Origin of the sequence: Variovorax sp. OK212, from assembly GCF_900112425.1 — a bacterium.
Classification (GTDB): Bacteria; Pseudomonadota; Gammaproteobacteria; order Burkholderiales; family Burkholderiaceae_C; genus Variovorax.
In genome coordinates, this window is record NZ_FOLP01000001.1 from 556,086 (window position 1) to 579,789 (window position 23,704).

22 protein-coding genes are annotated in these 23,704 nt (G+C 66.0%); 16 read left to right on the plus strand and 6 right to left on the minus strand.

Annotation, left to right across the window (positions count from 1 at the left end; genetic code table 11):
- Window positions 1-99: 99 nt before the first annotated feature.
- Complete coding sequence (locus tag BM004_RS02460; protein ID WP_093211071.1) at window positions 100-774, plus strand: response regulator transcription factor; 675 nt, start codon at window positions 100-102, stop codon at window positions 772-774.
- A gap of 10 nt (window positions 775-784) precedes the next feature.
- Window positions 785-2,215, plus strand: a complete 1,431-nt coding sequence (locus tag BM004_RS02465; RefSeq protein WP_093211073.1) for a sensor histidine kinase — start codon at window positions 785-787, stop codon at window positions 2,213-2,215.
- 3 nt (window positions 2,216-2,218) lie between these two features.
- Here the strand turns inward: BM004_RS02465 and metK are convergent, their stop codons facing one another.
- Window positions 2,219-3,400, minus strand: coding sequence for a methionine adenosyltransferase (metK, locus tag BM004_RS02470; RefSeq protein ID WP_093125470.1), 1,182 nt, complete (start codon window positions 3,398-3,400; stop codon window positions 2,219-2,221).
- Window positions 3,401-3,619: 219 nt separating this feature from the next.
- Between metK and BM004_RS02475 the strand changes: the two genes are divergently transcribed.
- Both BM004_RS02475 and BM004_RS02480 read left to right on the plus strand, forming a co-directional pair.
- The gene (locus BM004_RS02475) at window positions 3,620-4,510 is read left to right on the plus strand and encodes a lysophospholipid acyltransferase family protein (RefSeq protein WP_093211075.1); all 891 of its coding nucleotides are present in this window, start codon (window positions 3,620-3,622) and stop codon (window positions 4,508-4,510) included.
- Window positions 4,507-5,391: an LpxL/LpxP family acyltransferase gene (locus BM004_RS02480; RefSeq protein ID WP_093211077.1), complete on the plus strand. Its 885-nt coding sequence runs from the start codon at window positions 4,507-4,509 to the stop codon at window positions 5,389-5,391. Before BM004_RS02475 ends, BM004_RS02480 begins: the two co-directional genes overlap by 4 nt.
- Window positions 5,392-5,430: 39 nt before the next feature.
- On the opposite strand, the gene BM004_RS02485 is transcribed toward BM004_RS02480, so the two are convergent.
- On the minus strand, window positions 5,431-6,345 hold the full coding sequence (locus tag BM004_RS02485; RefSeq protein ID WP_093211079.1) for an alpha/beta fold hydrolase: 915 nt from the start codon (window positions 6,343-6,345) through the stop codon (window positions 5,431-5,433).
- A gap of 85 nt (window positions 6,346-6,430) precedes the next feature.
- Entirely contained in the window at window positions 6,431-7,201 is a 771-nt protein-coding gene (gene yihA, locus BM004_RS02490; protein WP_093125462.1) for a ribosome biogenesis GTP-binding protein YihA/YsxC, read from the minus strand.
- 79 nt (window positions 7,202-7,280) lie between these two features.
- Here yihA and BM004_RS02495 point away from each other — a divergent pair, with 79 nt between their 5' ends.
- The 5 genes from BM004_RS02495 (at window position 7,281) to BM004_RS02515 (ending at window position 13,419) form a co-directional block, all read left to right on the plus strand.
- Window positions 7,281-7,961, plus strand: coding sequence for a c-type cytochrome (locus BM004_RS02495; RefSeq protein WP_093125460.1), 681 nt, complete (start codon window positions 7,281-7,283; stop codon window positions 7,959-7,961).
- A 131-nt stretch (window positions 7,962-8,092) separates the two neighbouring features.
- Window positions 8,093-10,273, plus strand: coding sequence for a cytochrome c biogenesis protein ResB (locus BM004_RS02500; RefSeq protein ID WP_093211081.1), 2,181 nt, complete (start codon window positions 8,093-8,095; stop codon window positions 10,271-10,273).
- An 11-nt stretch (window positions 10,274-10,284) separates the two neighbouring features.
- Entirely contained in the window at window positions 10,285-11,601 is a 1,317-nt protein-coding gene (gene ccsB, locus BM004_RS02505; protein ID WP_093211083.1) for a c-type cytochrome biogenesis protein CcsB, read from the plus strand.
- Window positions 11,602-11,717: 116 nt separating this feature from the next.
- Window positions 11,718-12,737, plus strand: a complete 1,020-nt coding sequence (gene msrP / locus BM004_RS02510; RefSeq protein WP_256220476.1) for a protein-methionine-sulfoxide reductase catalytic subunit MsrP — start codon at window positions 11,718-11,720, stop codon at window positions 12,735-12,737.
- Window positions 12,738-12,765: 28 nt separating this feature from the next.
- Entirely contained in the window at window positions 12,766-13,419 is a 654-nt protein-coding gene (locus BM004_RS02515; protein WP_093211085.1) for a protein-methionine-sulfoxide reductase heme-binding subunit MsrQ, read from the plus strand.
- 33 nt (window positions 13,420-13,452) lie between these two features.
- Here the strand turns inward: BM004_RS02515 and lysA are convergent, their stop codons facing one another.
- Window positions 13,453-14,745 carry a diaminopimelate decarboxylase gene (gene lysA / locus BM004_RS02520; protein ID WP_093211087.1) on the minus strand — a complete coding sequence of 431 codons (1,293 nt, stop codon included), beginning with the start codon at window positions 14,743-14,745 and terminating at the stop codon, window positions 13,453-13,455.
- A complete protein-coding gene (locus tag BM004_RS02525; protein ID WP_371268832.1) occupies window positions 14,742-15,008 on the minus strand; it encodes an LPS translocon maturation chaperone LptM in 267 nt (88 codons plus the stop codon). Before BM004_RS02525 ends, lysA begins: the two co-directional genes overlap by 4 nt.
- A gap of 36 nt (window positions 15,009-15,044) precedes the next feature.
- Between BM004_RS02525 and cyaY the strand changes: the two genes are divergently transcribed.
- The gene (cyaY, locus tag BM004_RS02530; protein ID WP_093125442.1) at window positions 15,045-15,377 is read left to right on the plus strand and encodes an iron donor protein CyaY; all 333 of its coding nucleotides are present in this window, start codon (window positions 15,045-15,047) and stop codon (window positions 15,375-15,377) included.
- Between the two features lie 10 nt (window positions 15,378-15,387).
- Here cyaY and BM004_RS02535 read toward each other — a convergent pair whose 3' ends face one another.
- A complete protein-coding gene (locus BM004_RS02535; protein WP_093125440.1) occupies window positions 15,388-17,796 on the minus strand; it encodes a penicillin-binding protein 1A in 2,409 nt (802 codons plus the stop codon).
- Window positions 17,797-18,035: 239 nt separating this feature from the next.
- On the opposite strand from BM004_RS02535, the gene BM004_RS02540 reads away from it, so the two are divergent.
- From BM004_RS02540 to BM004_RS02565, 6 genes are read left to right on the plus strand one after another with little or no spacing between them, the layout of a single operon-like run.
- A complete protein-coding gene (locus tag BM004_RS02540; protein WP_093125437.1) occupies window positions 18,036-19,115 on the plus strand; it encodes a pilus assembly protein PilM in 1,080 nt (359 codons plus the stop codon).
- Window positions 19,112-19,732, plus strand: coding sequence for a PilN domain-containing protein (locus BM004_RS02545; protein WP_093211091.1), 621 nt, complete (start codon window positions 19,112-19,114; stop codon window positions 19,730-19,732). Before BM004_RS02540 ends, BM004_RS02545 begins: the two co-directional genes overlap by 4 nt.
- A gap of 6 nt (window positions 19,733-19,738) precedes the next feature.
- A complete protein-coding gene (locus tag BM004_RS02550; RefSeq protein ID WP_093211093.1) occupies window positions 19,739-20,419 on the plus strand; it encodes a type IV pilus inner membrane component PilO in 681 nt (226 codons plus the stop codon).
- Window positions 20,416-20,958: a pilus assembly protein PilP gene (locus tag BM004_RS02555; RefSeq protein ID WP_093211095.1), complete on the plus strand. Its 543-nt coding sequence runs from the start codon at window positions 20,416-20,418 to the stop codon at window positions 20,956-20,958. The genes BM004_RS02550 and BM004_RS02555 overlap by 4 nt, the downstream gene beginning before the upstream one ends.
- Window positions 20,955-23,102 (plus strand): type IV pilus secretin PilQ, encoded by a 2,148-nt coding sequence (pilQ, locus tag BM004_RS02560; RefSeq protein WP_093211097.1) that lies wholly within the window; start codon window positions 20,955-20,957, stop codon window positions 23,100-23,102. Before BM004_RS02555 ends, pilQ begins: the two co-directional genes overlap by 4 nt.
- A gap of 23 nt (window positions 23,103-23,125) precedes the next feature.
- Entirely contained in the window at window positions 23,126-23,674 is a 549-nt protein-coding gene (locus BM004_RS02565; RefSeq protein WP_093211099.1) for a shikimate kinase, read from the plus strand.
- The last annotated feature ends 30 nt before the right edge of the window (window positions 23,675-23,704 follow it).

The window sequence follows — 23,704 nt, forward strand, 5'->3', positions numbered from 1 at the left end:
GCCAGCTTTCAGCGGCCCGCGCGATTCGTCATGGTTATCCCTAGGCCGGCACGCGGTGCGTCATGCTTCCTAGAATCCACGGCCACCACCGCCCCCGCCATGAAGCTGCTGCTCGTCGAAGACAACCCGCAACTCGCGCACTGGCTTTCCAGCCTGCTGCGCGAGCAGGACTTCGTGGTCGACCATGTGGCCGACGGCGAGGCGGCCGACCTGCTGCTGGCGCAAGCGAGCTACGACGTGGTGCTGCTCGACCTCAACATTCCGGGCCTGCCGGGCAAGGCCGTGCTGCGCCGGTTGCGCGAGCGCGGCGACGAGGTGCCGGTGATCATCCTCACGGCCACGGCGTCGCTCGACCAGAAGGTGCTGTGCCTGGAGATCGGCGCCGACGACTACCTCGTGAAGCCCTTCGAAATCCGCGAGCTGGTGGCGCGCATCAAGGTGCTGGTGCGCCGCCAGATGCCGGGCAAGGCCAACGACATCGCGTGCGGCGACCTGCGCTACGACCTGCGCACGCGGCAGTTCACGCTGGCCGCCGAAGAGCTGGCGCTGCCCCCGCGCGAGCGCACGCTGCTGGAGACGCTGATGCTGAAGGCGGGCAGCACGGTGTCCAAGCAGGCGCTGATCGATGCGATCTTCGGGCTCGACGACGAGCCGAGCGCGGATGCGGTGGACATCTACATTCACCGGCTGCGCAAGAAGCTCGAGACGAGCCAGGCGACGATCATCACGCTGCGCGGCGTGGGGTATCTGCTGCGCACGCGCCAGGAAGACTGAAGGCGCCTGGATGAAGCGTGCCAGCCTTCGCCTGCGCCTTGCGCTGTGGCTGCTGCTGCCGCTGTCGGTGTTCGTGGCGATTTGCGGCTACCTCAACTGGCGCAACGCCGCGGAGGTGGCCGACTACGTGCAGGACCACGACCTGCTTTCTTCCGCCAAGGTGCTGTCGGACCGCCTGATCTGGGAGGGCGACGACGTGCAGGCCAGCGTGCCACCGTCGGCCTTGAGCCTGTTCGTGTCGCCCGAGCGCGACCGCGTGTTCCTCGGCGTGACCGGCGCCAACGGCGAGTTGCTGGCGGGCTCGCCCGACTTCCCGTTGCCCGCCGTGCGCAAGCCCGAGGGCGTGGACCGCGCGCAGTGGTACGACACGCACTTTGCCGGTGTGCCACTGCGTGCCGTGGTCACCACGCGCGCGATGTACGAGGCCGGCGGTGCGCGCGACATCACCATCGCCGTGGGCAAGACCGAGGGCAGCCGCGACCACATGCTGCGCACGCTGTGGTGGCCGTCGATGGAATACCTGCTGATCGCGCTGGTGCTCGCCATTGCGCTCGCCGTGGCGGCGTTGACGCTGGAGCTGCGCCCGATCGTTCGGCTGAGCCAGCAGCTCGCGCAGCGCGATCCGCTGCACCTCGACCTCGTGGTGGACCCGGCCGCGCTGCACAGCGAGTTGCGGCCCGTGGCCGACACCATCAATCGCTTCGTGGGACAGCTGAAGGCGCACTCCGAAGCGCAGCGGCGCTTCATAGCCGACGCCGCGCACCAGTTGCGCACGCCGCTTGCAATGCAGGCCTCGCAGATCGAGTTCGCGCGCTACACGCGCCAGCACCGCGGCGAGTGGGATACGCGCCGCGCCGACATGGACGCGATGTGGGTGGCCATGCAGACCAGCAACCGGCGGCTGGTCGACGTGACCAACAAGCTGCTGCTGCTCGCGCAGGCCGAGCACGGCGACGCGCACACGCGGCTCGAACGGGTCGATCTTTCGGCCGTGGCGCTGCGCTGCGTCGAGCAGCTCGCCGCGCTGGCGGACCGGCGCCGCATCGACCTGGGGTTGGAAGCAACGCCGTGCGCCGTCGTGCTGGCGCAGCCCGCGCTGCTCGACGCGCTCACCGGCAACCTGCTCGACAACGCGCTGCGCTACACGCAGGAAGGCGGTCGCGTGACCGTCGGCGTGCGGCAGCTGGAAGGCGGGGCGGTGGAACTGACGGTGGAAGACAACGGCCCGGGCATTGCGCCCGAGGTGCGCGAACGTGTGTTCGAGCGCTTCTACCGCGTGGCCCAGGACACCGAGGGAACGGGGCTGGGCCTGGCCATCGTGCGCGAGATCGCGCGGGCCTTCGATGCGAACGTGAACCTGGCAGCCAACCCGCGCGAGGCGAGCGGGCTGCTGGTCACGGTGCTTTTTCCGCCAGCCGGGCCGGCGGAAAAAGCGGCGTAGGCCTTACAGGCCGGCGGCTGCGCGCAGGGCAGGGGCCTGCGTCGTCGCTTCCCAGGTGAACTCGGGCTCTTCGCGGCCGAAGTGGCCGTAGGCGGCGGTCTTCTGGTAGATAGGGCGCAGCAGGTCGAGCATCTGGATGATGCCCTTCGGACGCAGGTCGAAGTGCTCGCGCACGAGTTCGGCGATCTTCTCGTCGGAGATCACGCCGGTGCCTTCGGTGTAGACCGTGATGTTCATCGGCTCGGCCACGCCGATCGCGTAGGCCACCTGGATCTGGCACTGGCGTGCGATGCCGGCGGCCACGATGTTCTTGGCCACGTAGCGCGCGGCGTAGGCGGCCGAGCGGTCGACCTTCGACGGGTCCTTGCCCGAGAACGCGCCACCGCCGTGCGGGCAGGCGCCGCCGTAGGTGTCCACGATGATCTTGCGGCCGGTGAGGCCGCAGTCGCCTTGCGGGCCGCCGATGACGAAACGGCCGGTCGGGTTGATCAGGAAGCGCGTGTCCTTCAGCCATTCCTTCGGGAGCACCGGCTTGATGATCTCTTCGATGATGGCTTCGTTGAACGAGGCCTTCATCTTGGTTTGCGTCTCGCTCTGGTCAGGATGGTGCTGCGTGGACAGCACCACGGTGTCGATGCTGTGGGGCTTGCCGTCCACGTAGCGCATCGTGACCTGGCTCTTGGCGTCGGGGCGCAGGAAAGGCAGGCGGCCGTCCTTGCGCAGCTGGGCCTGGCGCTCCACGAGGCGGTGCGCGTAGTAGATGGGCGCGGGCATCAGCTCGGGCGTTTCGTCGCAGGCGTAGCCGAACATCAGGCCCTGGTCGCCGGCGCCGGTGTTCAGGTGGTCGTCGGACGCGTGGTCCACGCCCTGGGCGATGTCGTTGGACTGCTTGTCGTAGCAGACCATCACGGCGCAACCCTTGTAGTCGATGCCGTAGTCGGTGTTGTCGTAGCCGATGCGCTTGATGGTGTCGCGCGCCACCTGGATGTAGTCGACGTGCGCGTTGGTGGTGATTTCACCCGCGAGCACCACCAGGCCGGTGTTGGTCAGGGTTTCGGCGGCCACGCGGCTGCGGGGGTCCTGCTCGAAGATCGCGTCCAGGATGGCATCCGAGATCTGGTCGGCAACCTTGTCGGGGTGGCCTTCGGAAACGGATTCGGAAGTGAAGAGAAAATCGTTCGCCATTTGTTCAAACTCCTTGAAGTGATTTGGCGCGTTGCCAACTCTGCGGAGCCCTGGCGAACGCTTTAGCAGATGCCGACGAATCGACGGGGGGCACAATCGCCATGCGCTTGTGTTTGTCGCCCTGCAAGTTGTTCCGTAACTCGGCGACAATTTGGATTCTATTCGAGCCGCGCATACCATGCGCGCGCGTCCGTTTTTTGACCACCCCCTCCCGCTTCAATGATCACCCTGTTTCGCCTGCTCGCCCGCGTGCCGATGCCATTGATGCATTGGTTCGGCGCCATGCTGGGCTGGCTGGTCTGGTGGAGCGCGCCGGGCTATCGCCGCCGCTTCAAAGCCAATGCCGAGAGCGCGGGTTTCGGGCCCGATCAATACCGCCCCGCCATCTCCGCCGCCGGCAAGATGGCCTCCGAACTGCCCTGGCTGTGGCTTCGGCCCCACGGTGAGACCGTGCTGAACCGCGTGGTCCGCTGGGAGGGCGTCGAGGCCTTCGAGGCCGCCATGCAGGCGAAGAAGGGCGTGATCCTGGTGGCGCCGCACCTCGGCAGCTGGGAAATGTGCGGCCAGGCCATCGGCGAGCGCTTCCTGGCGGCCTACGGGCCCATCACTGCGCTGTTTCGACCGGCGCGCAAGAAATGGATGGCTGACCTGATCGCCGCCGGCTCGCGCGACCGGCCCGGCCTGCAGACGCTCCCCACCAACAACACCGGCGTGCGCGGCCTGATCCGCACGCTGCGCGGCGGCGGCTACACCGGCATCCTGCCCGACCAGGTGCCGCCCCTCGGACAAGGCGTCTGGGCGCCGTTCCTGGGCCGCCCCGCCTACACCATGACCTTGCTTCCCCGCCTTGCCCAACAAACCGGTGCGGCCTGCTTCCTGAGCGTGTGCGAACGGCTGCCGCGCGGCGCGGGCTACGTGATCCGCTTCGAGCCGATCGTCGGCACCGCGCTGACCGACGCGTCGGCGCCCGTCGAGGACGCCGCCGCCGCCATGAACGACGCCATCGGCCGGCTGATCCACAGCCTGCCCGGCCAGTACGTGTGGGACTACGCCCGCTACAAGGAGCCGCGCGCCGAGCGCGTGGCCGCCGCCACCGGGGAGGCCGCATGAGCTTCGGTTCCCGACTCGGCATCGGCTTCATGCGCGCGATCGCACCGCTGCCGCTGCCCCTCGTGCGTGGTTTCGGCGCATTTCTCGGCCGCATCCTGCACACCGTCGCCGTGCCGCGGCGGCGCGTGGTCGACACCAACCTGGCCGTCTGCTTCCCCGAGAAATCGGAGGCCGAGCGCCGCGCCATCGCGCGCGAGACCTTCGTCTTCGTCGCCCAGTCGTGGCTCGACCGCGGCTGGCTCTGGCATGCGTCCGAGAAGGTGGTGGCGAGCCGGCTGAAGGTGGTGGGCGCGGCCTCCGAGATCCGTGAGATCGCCGACGGCGACGCGCCGATGATCCTGTTCGCGCCGCACTTCTACGGCCTCGACGCCGCGGCCACCGCGCTGACCATGCACACGGCGCGCCCCTCGGCCACCATCTACACGACCCAGCGCGACCCGATGGTCGACGCCTGGATCCGCGAAGGCCGCACGCGCTTCGGCGACGTGGCCGCGCTCAACCGGGTCGACGGCATCAAGCCGGTGCTGCAGGGCCTGCGCAAGGGCGGCCTGCTGTACCTGCTGCCCGACATGGACTTCGGGCGCGACCAGACCATCTTCGTGCCGTTCTACGGCGTGCAGGCGGCCACCGTGCCGTCGCTCTCGCGCTTCGCGCGGCTGGGCAAGGCCAAGGTGGTGCCGGTGGTGTCGAAGCTCACGCCGGGCGGCTACGAGATCCAGGTGCTGCCGACCTGGCAGAACTTTCCCACGGACGATGTCGAGGCCGACACGGCGCTCATGAACGAGCGCCTGAAGGGCTACATCGACACGATGCCGTCCCAGTACTACTGGGTGCACCGCCGCTTCAAGACCCGCCCGGAGGGCGAGCCTTCCATCTACTGATTGCGACTGATCGCCGGCAGGTTGCCGGCTGCAGGCGCGCTACAGGTCGCGCTGCAGGAAGCCCTCGATCTCGCGGGCGACCAGCTGCGGCTGCTCGTGCACGATCCAGTGGGTCGCATCCGGCACCTTCTTGACCTCGAGCCTGGGCACGTAGTCCTCGAGCCCTTCGAGCAGGCCCGGCAGCAGAGCCGCGTCGTCGAGCGCCCAGAACACGAAGGTCGGCACGTCCACCGTGAGGCGCTCGCGCGGCAGCACCGGGATGCTGTCGATGGTCCCGCCCGGCAGCGGCGGCTTCATCGGCGTCACGCGGTACAGGTTGCACGCGCCCGTGAGGCCCGCGCCCCAGACCTCGCGGTACTGCTGCTTCACCTCTTCGGTGAGCCAGCCGAAGCCGTCGGGGCCGGCCTTCATCAGCAGGAAGAAGGGCCACATGCGCTTGAAGTCGTCGGCCGCGAGCAGCGCCTCGGCGTCGGGGCGCGCGAGGAAATGCATGTACGCGCTGGCCTGCTGCTGCGCCGGGTTGTTGCGCAGCTCGCGGGTGAAGGTGCCCGGGTGCGGCGAATTGATGATGACCAGCTTGCCGACCTGCGCCGGGAACGCGTTGGCATAGCCCCAGCCGAAGGCGCCGCCCCAGTCGTGGGCCACCAGCGCGGCCATGCGGCCGTCGGCGCTCTCGGTGGCCACGAGCTGCTGGATGTCCTGGATCAGCAGCTGCGGCTTGTAGGCCGCCACGTCGCTCGGCGCGCTCGATTTCTCGAAGCCGCGCAGGTTGGGCGCCACGCAGCGGTAGCCGCCGTGGGCGGGGTCCGAGAAGTACGCCAGCAGTTCGTCCCAGATGAACGCGGCCTCGGGAAAGCCGTGCAGGAACACCATCAGCGGCTGGCCCGGCTTGCCGGCCGCGCGGCAACTCAGGGTGGTGCCGTTGGGCAGGCTGCGTTGGAAGGTCTCGATCATGCTCGTTGTCTCCTTGGGTTGACTTTCGCTATTCTTTTGATAGTGAACTACGCACGCTGGACGGCCGTTGCAGCCTGTTCGGATATCAGGCCTCTTCGGGTGGCTCCGGCGGTTCCGACGGCTGCGCCGGTTCGGCCGGTGCCGTTGCCGGGGCGGTGGCACCTTCGGGGTGCACCCATCGCCACAGCAGCTCGGCGGCCTCGCCGACGCCTTGCTTCTTCAGCGCCGAGAACAGTTTCACCTCGCCGCCGCCGGCGTTCAGTCGCGTAATCGACAGCACCTTGGCGGCCTCGGTGCGCGTGAGCTTGTCGGACTTGGTCAGCAGCACGAGGAACTTCAGGCCTTTCTCCACGCGCGGGCGGATCACGTCGAGCAGGATCTCGTCGAGCTCGGTCAGGCCGTGGCGCGGGTCGCACATGAGCACCACGCCGCGCAGGCTTTCGCGCGTCATCAGGTAGTTGCCCATCACGCGCTGCCAGCGCAGCTTGGCTTCCTTGGGCACGGCCGCATAGCCGTAGCCGGGCAGGTCGGCGAGCACCGCGTCGTCGACCTTCTGCTTGCCGATGCCGAACAGGTTGATGTGCTGCGTGCGGCCCGGTGTCTTCGATGCGAAGGCCAGGCGCGTCTGCTGCGTCAGCGTGTTGATGGCGGTCGACTTGCCCGCGTTGGAGCGGCCGACGAAGGCGATCTCTGGCAGGTCCACAGGAGGCAGATGCTCGAGCTGCGGAGCACTGGTGAGGAAGTGGGCGGTGTGCATCCAGCCCAGTGCCACGCGTTCGCGTTCGGCGACCTGGGGGTCCGCGGCGGGCGCCGCGCGGGGAGGATAGGCAGCGGGCTTGGCGCGCGGGGAGGGCATCTACGGACTTTCGAAACTAGACCCCCATTGTAGAATCGTGAGGTTTTGCGCCAATAAATTCGAAGCGAAGCCCCCCGATATGAAGTTGTTTGCCAATATTCTGCTTGCAGCCCTTGTGGGCCTTGCATCCAGCGCGAGTCTTGCAGCCGATGAACACGCGGCAACTCCGAATGAGGCGGCCGCGGCGCCTGCCAAGCCGGCCAAGCCGGACCCCGCCAAGGGGGACACGCTGTTCAGCGCAAGCACTCCGACCATCCAGAGTTGCGCCTCGTGCCACAACGCCGACGGCAACTCGAGCATCGCGGCCAACCCGAAGCTGGCGCAACAACACCCCGAGTACATCGTCAAGCAGCTGCAGGACTTCAAGTCCGGCAAGCGCAAGAACAGCGTCATGACCTCGATGGCCTCTCACCTGAGCGATCAGGACATGCGCGACATCGCCTGGTTCGTCGGTTCGAAGAAGGTCAAGACGGGCTTCTCGAAGGACAAGGACACCATCGCGATGGGCGAGAAGATCTACCGCGGCGGCATCGGCGATCGCCAGGTCCCGGCCTGCGCCGGCTGCCACAGCCCCAACGGCGCCGGCCTTCCGGCCCAGTACCCGCGCCTGGGCGGCCAGAACGCCGAGTACACCGTGGCCCAGCTCACGGCCTTCCGCGACAACGTACGCCTGAACAGCGCGCCCATGACGGGCGTGGCCGCCAAGCTCAACGACCGTGAAATCAGGGCCGTGGCCGACTACATTGCCGGTCTGCGCTGACCACCCCTGGCCATCACGCGCGACGAGCGTGAACTAACCGCCGATAACAACCCCAAACAAAGGGCGGGCCCATCCAGAAGGATGGCCCGCCCTTTTGTTTTCCCCCACTTCCTCGTTCCTCCTTTCGCCCGATGTCCGTCTCCACCCATGGCCTTCGCGTTCATCGCGGCCCGCAAACGCTTCGCGCTGCGGTGGAGCTGTTCTCGTCGATGCGCTTCGCGATCGCGCTGCTCACCGTCATCTGCATCGCATCGATCATCGGCACCGTGCTCAAGCAGCACGAGCCCGTCAACAACTACATCAACCAGTTCGGGCCGTTCTGGGCCGAGTTCTTCCGCGCGGCGCGGCTGGACTCGATCTACAGCGCCTGGTGGTTCCTGCTGATCCTGCTGTTCCTGGTGATCAGCACCACGCTGTGCATCGTGCGCAACACGCCGCGCATCATGGTCGACCTGAAGACCTTCAAGGAAGACATCCGCGCGCAGAGCCTGAAGGCCTTCGGCCAGCGCGCGGAGACCCGGCTCGGCGAGACGCCCGAAGCCGCGGCCAACCGCATCGGGCAGCTGTTGGCGAGCGGCGGCTGGAAGGTCAAGCTGCAGCAGCGCGACGCCACCGGCGGCAGCCGCCCGAGCGCCGCGGGCTGGATGGTCGCGGCGCGCGCCGGCGGCGCCCACAAGCTGGGCTACATCGCGGCCCACAGCGCGATCGTGCTGGTGTGCATCGGCGGCCTGTTCGACGGCGACCTCGTGGTGCGCGCGCAGACCTGGTTCAACGGCAAGAGCGTATTCACGGGCGGCGGCATGATCGCCGACGTGCCGCCGCAGCACCGCCTGTCGGCCAGCAACCCGACCTTCCGCGGCAACATCCTCGTGCCCGAAGGCGGGCAGGGCAGCGTGGCCATCCTGAACCAGGCCGACGGCGTGCTGCTGCAGGAGCTGCCGTTCTCCATCGAGCTGAAGAAGTTCATCGTCGACTACTACTCCACGGGCATGCCCAAGCTCTTCGCGAGCGAGGTGGTGCTGCACGACCGCGAGACCGGCGAAGAGGTGCCCGCGCGCATCGAGGTCAACCACCCGGCCAGCTACAAGGGCGTGGAGATCTACCAGTCGAGCTTCGACGACGGCGGCTCCAAGGTGAAGCTCAAGGCCGTGCCGATGGCGGCCGCGGCCAAGCCCTTCGAGGTGGAAGGCGTCATCGGCGGGCCGAGCACCGAGATCACCAACGGCAAGGACAAGCTCACGCTCGAGTACGCCGCGCTGCGCGTGATCAACGTCGAGAACTTCGCCGATGCGGGCGCCATGAGCAGCGGCGCCGACGTGCGCAAGGTCGACCTGCGCCACGGCATCGAGTCTCGCCTGGGCGCGGCCAACAAGGTCAACAAACCCAAGGTGCTGCGCAACATCGGCCCGAGCATCGGCTACAAGCTGCGCGACGCCGCCGGCCAGGCGCGCGAGTACCAGAACTACATGGTGCCGGTCGACACCGGCGACGGCCAGCCGGTGTTCCTGCTGGGCATGCGCGAGAAGCCCGAGGACCCGTTCCGCTACCTGCGCGTGCCGGCCGACGAGCAAGGCTCGATGGACGGCTTCGTGCGCATGCGCACCGCGCTCGGCGACGCCGACACGCGCGCGCGCGCCATCGAGCGCTACATCGCCAAGGCGTCCGACCCCAAGCGCCCGGAAATGGCCGAGCAGCTGCGCGTGTCTGCCACGCGCGCGCTGGCGCTGTTCGCGGGCAGCGAACGCGCCAGGCCCGACGCCACCACCGTGGGCGGCTGGCAGGCGATTGCCGAGTTCATGGAAGTCAACGTGCCCGAGGCCGAACGCGAGCGCGCGGGCGGCGTGCTGGTGCGCATCCTGAACGACGTGCTGTTCGAGGTGCTCAACCTGAGCCGCGAAGGCGCCGGCCTGGCCGCGCTGGCGAACGACGAGAAGTCGCAGGCCTACCTCACGCAGGCGGTGCTGGCCATCAGCGACGCGCACTTCTACCCGGCCCCGGTCGCGATGATGATGACCGACTTCACGCAGGTGCAGGCCAGCGTGTTCCAGGTGGCGCGTGCCCCTGGGAAGAACATCGTCTATCTGGGCTGCCTGTTGCTGATCGTCGGGATTTTTGCCATGCTGTACGTGCGCGAGCGCCGCCTCTGGGTGTGGCTGACGCCGGATGGCGGCGAGCCCGACGGCACCGCACCCGAAGCTTTCGCGGCAGGCACGACGGCCACGATGGCGTTCTCGGTCAATCGCAAGACCATCGACAGCGACCGCGAATTCGAGCACCTGAAGCACAAGCTGCTCGCCCTGGACAAGACATAAGCAGAGACACGATGAACACCACGACCCTCACGCTCAATGAAAGCTGGCTCTCGCGCCGCAACCTGTTCGACTGGGTGTTCGCGGCGCTGGTGCTGGCCGGCGGCCTGTTCGCGTTCACGCGCTATGCGGGGTCGATGGACTACTACGAGAAGCCGATCCTCGCTGCGGCGGTGATCGCGATGATCTCCATCGGCTGGTTCTGGCGGCCGCTGCGCGTGCTGGCCATCGTGGTGGCCGCGGCGTCGCTGCTGGCCATCACGTCGTACCAGGGCGACCTGGCGCGCGCCGACACGGTGTTCTGGCTCAAGTACTTCCTGTCGAGCCAGTCGGCCATTCTCTGGATGAGCGTGCTGTTCTTCATGAGCACGATCTTCTATTGGCTCGGCTTCTTCGGCGGCAAGCAGCCCGACACCTTCGACGCCATCGGCTCGCGCCTGGCCTGGGCGGCCGTGACGATGGCGCTGATCGGCACCATGGTGCGCTGGTACGAGAGCCACCAGCTCGGCCCGGACATCGGCCACATCCCGGTCAGCAACCTGTACGAAGTGTTCGTGCTGTTCTGCTGGCTCACCGCGGCGTTCTACCTGTACTTCGAGGAGCGCTACAACACGCGCGCGCTCGGCGCCTTCGTGATGCTGGTGGTCAGCGCGGCGGTGGGCTTCCTGCTCTGGTACACGATCGTGCGCGAGGCGCACGAGATCCAGCCGCTGGTGCCGGCGCTGCAGAGCTGGTGGATGAAGCTGCACGTGCCCGCCAACTTCATCGGCTACGGCACCTTCTCGCTCGCGGCCATGGTCGCCTTCGCGTACCTCATCAAGGAGCAGGCCGAGGAGAAGCGCTGGTACAAGCTCACGCCGATCTGGCTGCTGGGCGTGGCGCTGTGCTTCGTGCCGGTGGCGTTCCGCCAGCGCGTGCAGGAAGCCGGCGGCAGCTACTGGGTGGTCTATGCGGGCATCTCGGCGCTGATTGCGGCGGGCATCCTGCTGGGGCGCAAGCGCATCGCGGCGCGCCTGCCGGCCAACGAGGTGCTCGACGACGTCATGTACAAGTCGATCACCGTCGGTTTCGCCTTCTTCACCATCGCCACCGTGCTGGGCGCCCTGTGGGCCGCCGATGCCTGGGGCGGCTACTGGAGCTGGGACCCGAAGGAAACCTGGGCGCTGATCGTCTGGCTCAACTACGCGGCCTGGCTGCACATGCGGCTCGTGAAGGGCCTGCGTGGCACCGTGGCGGCCTGGTGGGCGCTGGGCGGGCTGGCGGTCACGACCTTCGCCTTCCTCGGCGTGAACATGTTCCTGAGCGGGTTGCACAGCTACGGCACGCTCTGAGCGCAGGCCGCCGGTCTTTCACGAAGAATTGAAACCGCGCGCCGGTCAGGCGCGTAACCAAACCGGGGACAGTCACGAACTACCCTGAGCACAACGATTCACGCGAAAGGCCTGTCATGTCGTTCCATTCCCGCCCGATGCGTCGCCACACCGGCGACAACGGCTTCACCCACCCGCTGTCGAGCGAGATCACGCCGCGCGCCGCCTACGAAGGCCGGCGCGACCTGTTGAAGCTCATGGCCGGCGGTGCCGCGGGCGCGGCGCTGGCGGGCTTTGCCTCGCGCGAGGCGTGGGCACAGGCGGAGCGGCCCAACAAGCTCGCGCCGCTGCCCGGTGCGAAGTCGGCGGTGCCCGGCGCCATGTCGATGGAGAAGCTCACCGACTACAAGGACGCCTCGACCTACAACAACTTCTACGAGTTCGGCACCGACAAGGCCGACCCGGCCAAGAACGCCGGCACGCTGAAGACGCGGCCCTGGACCGTGGAGGTCGAGGGGCTCGTGAAGAAGCCGGGCAAGTACGGCATCGAGGACCTGCTCAAGCTCAGCGCGCAGGAAGAGCGCATCTACCGCCTGCGCTGCGTCGAGGGCTGGTCGATGGTGATCCCGTGGGTCGGCTACTCGCTGGCCGAACTCATCAAGAAGGTCGAGCCGCAGGGCAACGCCAGGTTCGTCGAATTCGTGACGCTGGCGGACCCCAAGACCATGCCCTTCGTGGGCTCGCGCGTGCTCGACTGGCCCTACACCGAAGGCCTGCGCATGGACGAGGCGATGCACCCGCTCACGCTGCTGTCTTTCGGCATGTACGGCGAGGTGCTGCCCAACCAGAACGGCGCGCCGGTGCGCCTGGTGGTGCCGTGGAAGTACGGCTTCAAGTCGGCCAAGTCGATCGTGAAGATCCGCTTCGTCGAGAAGGAGCCCGGCACGGCCTGGAACAAGGCCGCGGCCAACGAGTACGGCTTCTATTCGAACGTGAACCCGAACGTCGACCATCCGCGCTGGAGCCAGGCGACCGAGCGCCGCATCGGCGACGGCGGCGGCCTGTTCGCCAAGCGGCGCAAGACCGAGATGTTCAACGGCTACGAAGCGCAGGTCGCCCAGCTGTATGCGGGCATGGACCTGAAGAAGAACTTCTGAGCGCGGCTCGGCAACCGGCGCTCGCCCCATGAACAAGCTGCTCATGCATCCGGCGACCAAGCCGGTCATCTTCCTGCTGTGCCTGCTGCCGTTCGCGCGGCTGGCGTACGGCGCCTTCACGGACGGGCTCGGCGCCAACCCCGCCGAGTTCCTGATCCGCGCCACCGGCGACTGGACGCTGCGCTTCATCTGCATCGTGCTGGCGGTGACGCCGCTGCGCGTGATGAGCAAGTGGAACGCGCTGGCGCGCTACCGCCGCATGCTGGGCCTGTTCGCGTACTTCTACGTGGTGCTGCACCTGCTGTGCTACAGCTGGTTCGACATGGGCTTCGAGTGGGGCGACATCGCCAAGGACATCGCCAAGCGGCCGTTCATCCTCGTGGGGTTCTCGGCCTTCGTGCTGCTGACGCCGCTGGCCGCCACCTCGTTCAACCGCGCGATCAAGGCGATGGGTGCGAAGCGCTGGCAGATGCTGCACAAGCTGGTCTACGTGATCGCGGGGCTGGGCCTGCTGCACTTCTTCTGGATGCGCGCGGGAAAGAACAACTTCGCCGAAGTGTTCGTCTACGCCGCGATCATCGGCGTGCTGCTGGCGTGGCGCGTATGGAATTTCGCGAGCAAGCGCAGGGCAAAGCCTGCGCTGGCCGCGCGCAGCAGCGAGAAGCCGCTGCGCGCCGGCTGACTCCTGTGACCCCTGAAGGGCCACGCCGGGAGATCAGCCGTCGATCTCGGCGCGCAGCTGGTCTTCCATCGTCTCGCGACGGCGGATCAGCTTGGCGGTGGCGCCACTCACCAGCACCTCGGCGGCACGGCCGCGCGTGTTGTAGTTGCTGGACATGCTCATGCAGTACGCGCCGGCCGACAGCACGGCCAGCAGGTCGCCCGCCACCACGTTGAGCGCGCGGTCGCGGCCGATCCAGTCGCCGCTTTCGCAGACCGGGCCGACCACGTCGTAGGTCGGCGCGTCGCCGGCGCGGGTGCGCAGCGGCACGATGCGCTGGAAGGCCTGGTACATCGCGGGACGCGGCAGGTCGTTCATGGCCGCGTCGACGATGCAGAAATTCTTGTCTTCACCCGGCTTGGTGTAGAGCACCTCGGTCACGCACACGCCGGCATTGCCGACCAGCGAGCGGCCGGGTTCGATCACCAGCTTGCGCTGGCCGAAGCCGCGCGCGTCGAGCTTGGCGAGCAGCTGTTGCCAGAGCGCATCGGCCTTGGGCGGCACTTCGCCGTTGTAGTCGATGCCCAGGCCGCCGCCGAAGTCCAGGTGATGGACCGGCACGCCGGCTGCTTCGATGGCTTCCACCAGGTCGAGCACGCGGTCGCAGGCGTCGAGGTAGGGCGAGGCTTCGGTGATCTGCGAGCCGATGTGGCAGTCGATGCCCACCACTTCCAGGCCCGGCAGCTTCGCGGCGTGCAGGTAGGCCTCGACCGCGCGGTCGTGCGCGATGCCGAACTTGTTGCCCTTGAGGCCGGTGGAAATGTACGGGTGCGTCTTCGGATCGACGTTCGGGTTGATGCGAATGCTGATCGGTGCGCGGCGGCCTTCGGCCAGTGCCACTTCGTTGAGCACGTCGAGTTCGGCTTCGCTCTCGACGTTGAAGCAGGCGATGCCGGCCTCGAGCGCCTGGCGCATCTCGGCGCGCGTCTTGCCGACACCCGAGAAGATGATCTTCCTCGGGTCGGCGCCCACCGCCAGCACGCGCGACAGCTCGCCGCCCGAGACGATGTCGAAGCCGCAGCCGGCTTGCGCGAACACACGCAGCACGCCGAGCGACGAGTTGGCCTTCATCGCATAGCAGATGAGCGCGTCGCGGCCTTCGAAGCCGCGCTGGTAGGCCGCGAGGGCGTCCAGCATCCATTGCTTCGAATAGACGAAAAGCGGCGTGCCGTGCTCGCGGGCCAGCGCGTCGAGCGAGACGCCTTCGATGTGCAGCGCGCCGTCGCGCTGGGCGATATGCGGCTGGCCGGGGAGGGCGGTGGAGGCAGTGTTGGCGTTGGCGCTCATTTGCGCGGTTCCGTGGTGTTGCTGCTGCTGTTGCGGGCCGGGGCGCTGGCGGCAGCGGCCGGTGCAGGCGCCGCCTCGCTGGAACTGGAGCTGGATGATGAGGAGCGCAGGCTGTCCGGCGTCATGAGCTGCGGCAAGGTGGCGCGCCCGGCAGCGGCAGGATCGGTCGGCAGGTACAGCGCGCCGCGCTGTCCGCAGGCCACCAGGGCGGTGGTGCCTGCAACGAGGCAGACCATGAGCACAGCGCGGGCGCGGGTGCTCACTAGAATTTGGCGAACGTTCAACATAGCGAAATTGTAATGACCGACATTGAGTACATGGACCGCGCCGAAGCTGCGCTCGCCGCCATCGAGCAGGGCTGCGACCGCATCAACGACGCGAGCGACGCCGACCTCGACAACCAGCGGGTGGGCGGGATGATCACGATTTCATTCCAGAATGGCAGCCAGTTGATCGTCAACCTGCAGAAGCCCCTGCAGGAAATCTGGCTGGCCGCGCGCTCCGGCGGCTACCACTATCGCCACGACGGCACCGCCTGGGTCGACACCAAGACAGGCGAGGAGTTCTTCGGCAACCTGTCGCGCGAAGCGACCCGGCAAGCCGGGCAGCCGCTGGAGTTCGCGGCCGCCTGATTCATCTTCTTCAGTTGCGGAAGAGGTCGAGGATGCGGTTGCGCTCCTCGGGCGGGGGCGGCGGGCTGACCGGCGCACCCGTCAGGGCTTCCGCCGGTGCCGTCGGTGCCGATTCCACGCCCAGGCTTGCAACGCCTCGGCCCGGCGCGTAGTCGTCGTAGTACCACTCGCCGCCGACGCTCACGATGCCCGACGGCGGGTTGGCCGACAGCTCGGTCACGGGCACGCCCTTGATGGCGGTTTCCATGTAGGTGATCCAGATCGGCAGGCTCAGGCCGCCGCCGGTCTCGCGGTCGCCCAGGTTGCGCGGCGTGTCGTAGCCGATCCACGAGATGGCCGTCATGGTCGGCTGGAAGCCGGCGAACCACGCGTCGAGCGAGTCGTTGGTGGTGCCGGTCTTGCCGTAGAGGTCGGGGCGCTTGAGCATCGCCTGCGCCTTGGCGGCGGTGCCGGCGCGTGCCACGGAATTCAGCAGCGTGTCCATGATGAAGGCGTTGCGCTGGGGAATGGCGCGCAGCGATTCGTTGAGCAGCGGCGGCTGCTTGTCGACCAGCACCTTGTCCTTGTGGTCGGTGATGCGGGTCACGAGGTACGGATTCACGCGGTAGCCGCCGTTGGCGAACACCGAGTAGCCCACCGCCATCTGCATCGGCGTGACCGAGCCGGCGCCGAGCGCCATCGGCAGGTAGGCGGGGTGCTTGTCCTTGTCGAAACCGAAGTTGGTGATCCAGTCCTGTGCGTAGCGCGTGCCGATCGATTGCAGGATGCGGATCGACACCAGGTTCTTCGACTTCATCAGCGCGGTGCGCATCGACATCGGGCCGTCGTAGCCGCCGCCGTAGTTCTTCGGCTCCCACGGCTGGCCGCCGGTGGTGCCGGCGTCGAAGAACAGCGGGCCGTCGTTGATGACGGTGGCGGGGGTGAAGCCCTTTTCAAGCGCCGCGGAATAAATGAACGGCTTGAAGCTCGAGCCCGGCTGGCGCCAGGCCTGTGTCACGTGGTTGAACTTGTTCTTGCCGAAGTCGAAGCCACCGACCAACGCCTTGATGGCGCCGTCGCGCGGGTCCATCGCGACGAAGGCGCCTTCCACCTCGGGCAGCTGCGTGATTTCCCAGGTGTTCTTAGGTGTCTTCACCACGCGGATCACCGCGCCGCGGCGGATCTTGATGTTGGGTGGGGCCTTGTCGGAAAGGCCGGACTGCGCGGGCTTGAGGCCGTCGCCGGTGATCTGCACCGGGTCGCCGTTGGCACGCACCGCGTCGATCTGCTTGGCCGTGGCCTTGAGCACCACGGCGGCCATCACGTCGCCGTTGTCGGGATGATCGTTCAGCGCGTCGTCCACGGCTTCGTCGACTTCCTTGGCGTTGTTGGGCAGGTCGACGAACTTCTCGGGGCCGCGGTAGATCTGGCGGCGCTCGTAGTCCATGATGCCCTTGCGCAGCGCCTTGTAGGCCGCCGCCTGGTCGGCCGCCACCAGCGAGGTGTAGACCTTCAGGCCCCGCGTGTAGGTGCTGTCGCCGTATTGCGCGTACATGAGCTGGCGCACGGTTTCGGCAACGTACTCGGCATGCAGGCGGTTGGGATCGGCGGCGTCGCGCAGGTGAAGCTCTTCCTTCTTGGCTTCGGCGGCCTGCTCGGCGGTGATGAAGCCGGCCTCCTGCATGCGGTCGATCACATAGAACTGGCGGCCGCGCGCGCGCTGCGGGTTGTTCACGGGGTTGTTCGCGCCCGGTGCCTTGGGCAGGCCGGCCAGCATCGCGGCCTGCGCGATGCTGAGGTCCTGCAGCGGCTTGCCGAAGTAGGCCTCAGATGCCGCCGCAAAGCCGTAGGCGCGGTTGCCCAGGTAGATCTGGTTCAGGTAGATCTCGAAGATCTGGTCCTTGGTGAGCAGGTGCTCCAGCTTGAAGGTCAGCAGCACCTCGTAGATCTTGCGGGTGAGCGTTTTCTCGGAACTCAGGTACACGTTGCGCGCCACCTGCATCGTGATGGTCGAGGCGCCCTGGCTCTTCACGCGGTTCATGTTGGCCAGGCCGGCGCGCACCATGCCCTTGTAGTCGACGCCGCCGTGGTCGTAGAAGCGCGCGTCTTCGGCCGCCAGCACGGCGTCCTTCATGACCTTTGGGATGGCCGAGATCGGTGTGAGGTTGCGGCGCTCCTCGCCGAACTCGCCGATCAGGATGCCTTCGGCCGAGAACACCCGCAGCGGCAGCTTGGGCCGGTAGTCGGAGAGTTCCGAGATGTCCGGCAGGTTCGGATAGGCGACCGCGAGCGCCACCGCCACCACGCACAGCACCGACAACGCGCCCGCGGCGACGATGCCGAAACCCCAGAAGAAAAAGCGCAAAAGCCATTTCAGCCAGGTCGGGCGTGGGGTGGGAGGGGTCTTGGCTGGCCCTTTGGGGCTGGATGTTTCTTGCATGGAGGGCCGGAGAGTCACCCGACATTATAAAAAGCCAGCCCCTTCCCACGATCCGATCTTTGTTGCCCTTGCATCGGCCTAATTCAAAAGTTACAAAATGCGGATTTGACGTCAGGTTTTGACAACGATTATTGGATTTGTCCTATAGCGTCGCTTGGTTGGCGCTACACCTGCTGCTAGCATGCAACCGAACGCAAATTTTTCTATTGGTTACAAATACAGGGGGAGAGGGACCTAACTTGGCTGCTCTTGGATCATTGTTTCGTCGTCAGAACGCTCCCCTGCTGGGGTTGGACGTGAGTTCGTCCAGCGTCAAGCTGGTCGAGCTCGGCCGTGAGGCCAGCGGCAAGCTGGTCCTGGAGCGCTGCGCCATCGAGCCCCTGGAACGCGGTTGGATCACCGACGGCAATGTCGAGAAGTTCGACGAAGTCGCCGAAGCGGTTCGGCGTGTGATCCGCAAGAGCGGCACGCGCACGCGCAACGTCGCGCTGGCCTTGCCGCCTTCGGCCGTGATCACCAAGAAGATCATTCTTCCCGGCGGCATGAGCGAGCAGGAGCTCGAGATCCAGGTCGAGTCCGAAGCCAACCAGTACATCCCGTTCTCGCTGGATGAAGTCAGTCTCGACTTCTGCGTGACCGGGCCGAGCACCTCGTCGCCCGGTGACGTGGAAGTGCTGATCGCGGCGTCCCGCAAGGAAAAGGTCCAGGACCGCGAAGGCCTGGCGGAGGCCGCTGGCCTCAAGGCGATGATTCTTGACGTCGAGTCTTATGCATCGCGGCTTGCGACGGCCCGTCTGATCGAGCAGTTGCCCGGCAAGGGAACGGATGCGATCGTGGCGCTGTTCGAAGTGGGTGCCTTTACCACCAGCATGCAGGTGCTGCGCAATCAGGAAGTGTTGTACGACCGCGACCAGGCGTTTGGCGGCGCTCAGCTGACTCAGCTGATCGTGCGCCAGTACGGTTTCTCCGCTGAAGAGGCGGAAGCCAAGAAGCGCAGCGGCGACTTGCCCGACGACTACGGCTCGGGTGTGCTCAAGCCTTTCGTGGAAAGTATTGCGCAGGAAATCGCGCGCGCGCTCCAGTTCTTCTTCACCAGCACGCCGCACAACCGCGTCGACTATGTGTTGCTGGCTGGCGGCTCGGCGTCGTTGCCTGGCCTGACCAATGCGGTGACGCGACAGACTTCGTTTGCGTGCTCACTGCTGAATCCTTTCGATGGCATGGAATTCAGTTCGAACATCCGCGAAAAGAAGGTCAAGCGCGAGGCGCCGTCCTATCTGACCTCCTGCGGTCTGGCCATGCGGAGGTTCGTGCAGTGATCCTCATCAATCTGCTCCCGCACCGTGAGGCGGCGCGCAAGCGTCGGCGCGAGGCGTTTTATGGCGCCCTGGGTGGCGCGGCCATCCTGGGATTGCTGATCGCCGGCCTTGGCTATCTGTGGTACGAAGCCCAGATCTCGGCACAACGTTCGAAGAACAGCTTCCTCCAGGCCGAGATCAAGAAGCTCGAGGTCGAGATCAAGGAAATCTCGACGCTGCAGGAAGAAATCGCTGCCCTGCGCGCGCGCCAACAGGCGGTCGAAGATCTCCAAGGCGACCGCAATCTGCCGGTGCACCTGCTCAACGAACTGGTCCGGCAACTGCCGGACGGCGTCTACCTGACGAGCATGAAGCAGGACAACCAGATCGTCACGCTGCAAGGCATGGCGCAATCGAACGAACGCGTTTCAGAGCTGTTGCGCAACCTGGGCAACAACAGCCCATGGCTGGTGAAACCGGAACTGGTCGAGATCACCTCGGCCAACGTGAACCTGAGCCAGCGCGATCAGCGCCGTGTCGCCAACTTCACGATGCGCATCGGGCTCAAGCGACCCACCGATGCCCAGAAGGCCGCTGCCGACAAGGCATTGGCTGCAACCGCGCAGTCCAAGGGGTAACCGATCATGGCAAGCAATCGCCCCTCCCAGAAAGTAGATGTCGCCGCGGCCATGCGCCGCTTCGGCGACCAGTTCCGCGGACTCAATCCGAACGACCCGTCGATGTGGCCGTCTGTGCCTCGGTATGCGCTTTGCCTGGCTGTGACCGCCTTGGTCCTGGTGGGGCTGTGGTTCGTCTGGCTCACCAATTCAAATGACGAGTTGGAAGGCGAGCGCACGAAGGAAGTCGCGCTCAAGGCGGACTACTCCAAGAAAGTCGCCCAGGCCGCCAACCTCGAGCTCTTGAAGAAGCAACGTGAACAGGTGCAGCAGTACGTGACCTTGCTCGAGAAGCAACTGCCCAGCAAGGCCGAAATGGATGCCCTGCTGTCCGATATCAACCAAGCGGGCCTCGGTCGCAGCTTGCAATTCGAACTGTTTCGCCCGGGGCAGGTGTCCGTCAAGGACTACTACGCCGAGTTGCCGATCGCAGTGCGCGTTACCGGCCGCTATCACGACATGGGTGCCTTCGTAGCGGACGTAGCGGCTCTGTCCCGGATCGTGACGTTGAACAACATCACCGTCACGCCGCAGAAGGACAAGGACACGCTGACGATGGACACCACTGCACGGACCTTCCGGTACCTCGACGACGATGAGCGGGCCGCCCAGAAACGCGCAGCTGCGCCCAAGGGGAAGAAGAAGTGAAGGGCGTCGCCAAGATACTGGGGCTCCTGCTGGCCGTGACGGCGTTGAGCGCTTGCGAGTCCGGCCAAGAAGATTTGCAGCGCTGGATGGTAGAGCAGCGTGCTCAGGTGAAGCCGTCGGTGCCACCGATCACAGCACCCAAGAAGTTCACGCCGCAAGCCTATACCGAAGCCTCCTCGTTCGAGCCCTTCAACGTCCTGAAGCTGACGCAGGCTTTGCGCCGGGAGTCGAACCAGCCAAGCACGTCCGAGCTGATCGCGCCCGAACTGGCGCGCCGCAAGGAGCCGCTCGAAGCCTTCCCGCTAGATTCGATGGCAATGGTCGGCAGCATGAACCGCAACAGCCAGCCTGTGGCGCTGGTTCGTGTCGACAAGTTGCTTTACAAAGTGCGCGTCGGCGAATACCTGGGACTCAACTACGGGCGCATCACCCGTATCAACGAAACCGAAGTCGGCTTGCGCGAGATCGTGCAAGACGCCGCCGGTGAATGGATCGAACGCGTCGCGACGCTGCAGTTGCAAGAGAGTGCGAAGAAATGAACCAAAAGAAATCAACGATGGCACAGTGGCTGCGCGTTGCGGGCCTGGGTCTATTGGCCTTCGGTGCACTGGCTGTTGCCCATGCACAAAACGCCATTGAAGCGGTGACCAGTTCGACGCAGTCGGGCGCGGAGGTGATCCGCATCGATCTTGCGCAACCGCTCACGGCGGTCCCTGCCGGCTTTGCCGTCCAGACGCCCGCGCGCATCGCGCTTGACTTCCCTGGCGTGACGAATGCCATCGGCCGCTCTGCCATCGAAGTGAATCAGGGCAACCTGCGCTCGGTGAACGTGGTCCAGGCGGGTGAACGCAGCCGCGTGGTGCTGAACCTCAAGCAGGCTACGACGTACAAAGCCGAGATTCAGGGCAAATCGCTTTTGGTCGTTCTTGAACCAGTGGCAGGGACTGCCCTTGTCGCGTCCGCTGCTACGACCTTCGCCGAGAACCGCAACCGCGACACCCTGCCGCTGCGAGACCTTGACTTCCGTCTTGGCAGCGACAGCACGGGTCGGGTAATCGTTGATTTGCCGAACAATCAGGTAGGCGTGGACGTCAAGCAACAAGGCAAGAACCTTGTCGTGGAATTCACTAAGTCGACGTTGCCAGAAGGCTTGCGCCGCCGCCTGGATGTTTCCGACTTCGGTACACCCGTCCAATTGATCACGTCGCAACAATCGGGTGACCGTGTTCGGATGACGATCGAGGCCAAGGGCGATTGGGAGCACAGTGCCTACCAGAGCGAAAACCAGTTCGTCGTGGAAGTGCGGGCTCGCAAGGTTGATCCGACCAAGCTCACCCAAGGCGTCGGCTACAACGGTGAGAAGCTGTCGCTGAATTTCCAGAACATCGAAATCCGCTCGCTGCTGCAAGTGATCGCCGATTTCACGAACTTCAATATCGTGACCTCGGATTCAGTGTCCGGTGCCCTGACGCTGCGTTTGAAGGACGTGCCGTGGGACCAGGCCCTGGACATCATCATGCAAGCCAAGAACCTCGGGATGCGCAAGAACGGCAGCGTGCTTTGGATCGCGCCCAAGGATGAAATCAACGCCAAGGAAAAGCTTGAATTTGAAGCCAAGGCTGCGATCGAAAACTTGGAGCCGCTTCGGACCCAGTCGTTCCAATTGAACTACACCAAGGCTATCGCGATTGCACAGGGACTCACCGGTACTGGCGCGTCTGCGGGCGGCGGCGGCGGCGGCACCACATCGCGCATCCTCAGCCCGCGTGGCAGTGTCATTGCAGAATCGAGGACGAACCAATTGTTCGTGTCCGATATTCCTTCCCGTCTCGCGCAAGTCGCGGAGCTGATTCAGAAGCTCGACATTCCAGTTCGTCAGGTTCTGATCGAGGCGCGCATCGTGGAGGCCTCTGACACGTTCGGCAAGTCGCTGGGTGTGAAGTTGGGCGGGGGTATTTCGGGCGAACGCTTTGCATCGTCTGCAGGCAGCCGGGCCTACGGCAATGTCGGTGCGATGCCCGTCGTCACCGCAGGCACCAATGGCGCTGCCAACACAGCCATCACTACTTTCACCAACTCCAACTTCATCAACCTCCCCGCAGGCGATGCAGGTGGCACCGGCAACGCCGCAGGCACCTTCGCGCTCTCGCTCTTCAACTCCAGCTTCTCGCGCATGCTGAACCTGGAAATCTCGGCGCTCGAAGCCGATGGCAAGGGCAAGCTGGTCTCCAGCCCCCGCGTCATCACGGCCGACCAGACCAAGGCGCTGATCGAGCAGGGTGAAGAAATCCCGTACCAGCAGGCCACGTCCAGCGGTGCCACCTCGATCTCGTTCCGCAAGGCGGTGCTGAAGCTCGAAGTGACGCCGCAGATCACGCCTGAAGGCAACATCATCCTCACGCTGGACGTCAGCAAGGACGCCCGCGGCGTGAACACGTCGGCAGGTCCGGCCATCAACACCAAGCACGTGCAGACCGAGGTGCTGGTCGAGAACGGCGGCACGGTGGTCATCGGTGGTATCTTCGAGCTCACCGAAACCAATGACGAATCGCGCGTGCCGGTGCTGGGTGAAGTGCCTTATCTGGGGGCACTGTTCCGCAAGCGCGAACGCGTTGCCAACAAGACCGAAATGCTCGTCTTTATCACTCCGAAGATGATTACCGACCGCAACGCCGCGCGCTGACGCGCGGGCGTAGCAGCCACCGCGTGGCGGTCGCACTCGTCGGTTTGCCCGGCGCCGGAAAATCCGCAGTGGGCCGGCGCCTGGGAATGCGGCTGGACCTTCCGTTCATCGATACCGATCACGTGATCGAGCAGCGCATCGGCTGCTCGATCCGTGATTTTTTCGATCGTGAGGGCGAAGCGGCCTTCCGCGACCTCGAACAGAACGTGATCGCCGACCTGGCGCTCAATGCCCACGGCGTGCTGGCCACCGGCGGTGGCGCTGTCCTGAGGGATGCCAACCGCAGCCAGCTGCGCGATCACTTCCACGTGATCTACCTGCGCTCCTCCCCCGAAGACCTGTTCCGGCGCCTGCGCCACGACGTCAGGCGCCCGCTGCTCCAGGTGGCGGACCCGCTCGGGCGGCTGCGGGAACTGCACGACGCGCGCGACCCGTTCTACCGGGAAACCGCCCACGACGTGGTCGACACCGGCCGTCCGTCCATCGCCATGCTGGTGAACATCATCGTCATGCAGCTGGAACTGGCCGGCATCGTCGAGCCCGGCGCGCACCCGGAAGAGCCCGCCGACTGAGCCGGCCCCGGCTGCAGCGCCTAAACTCGC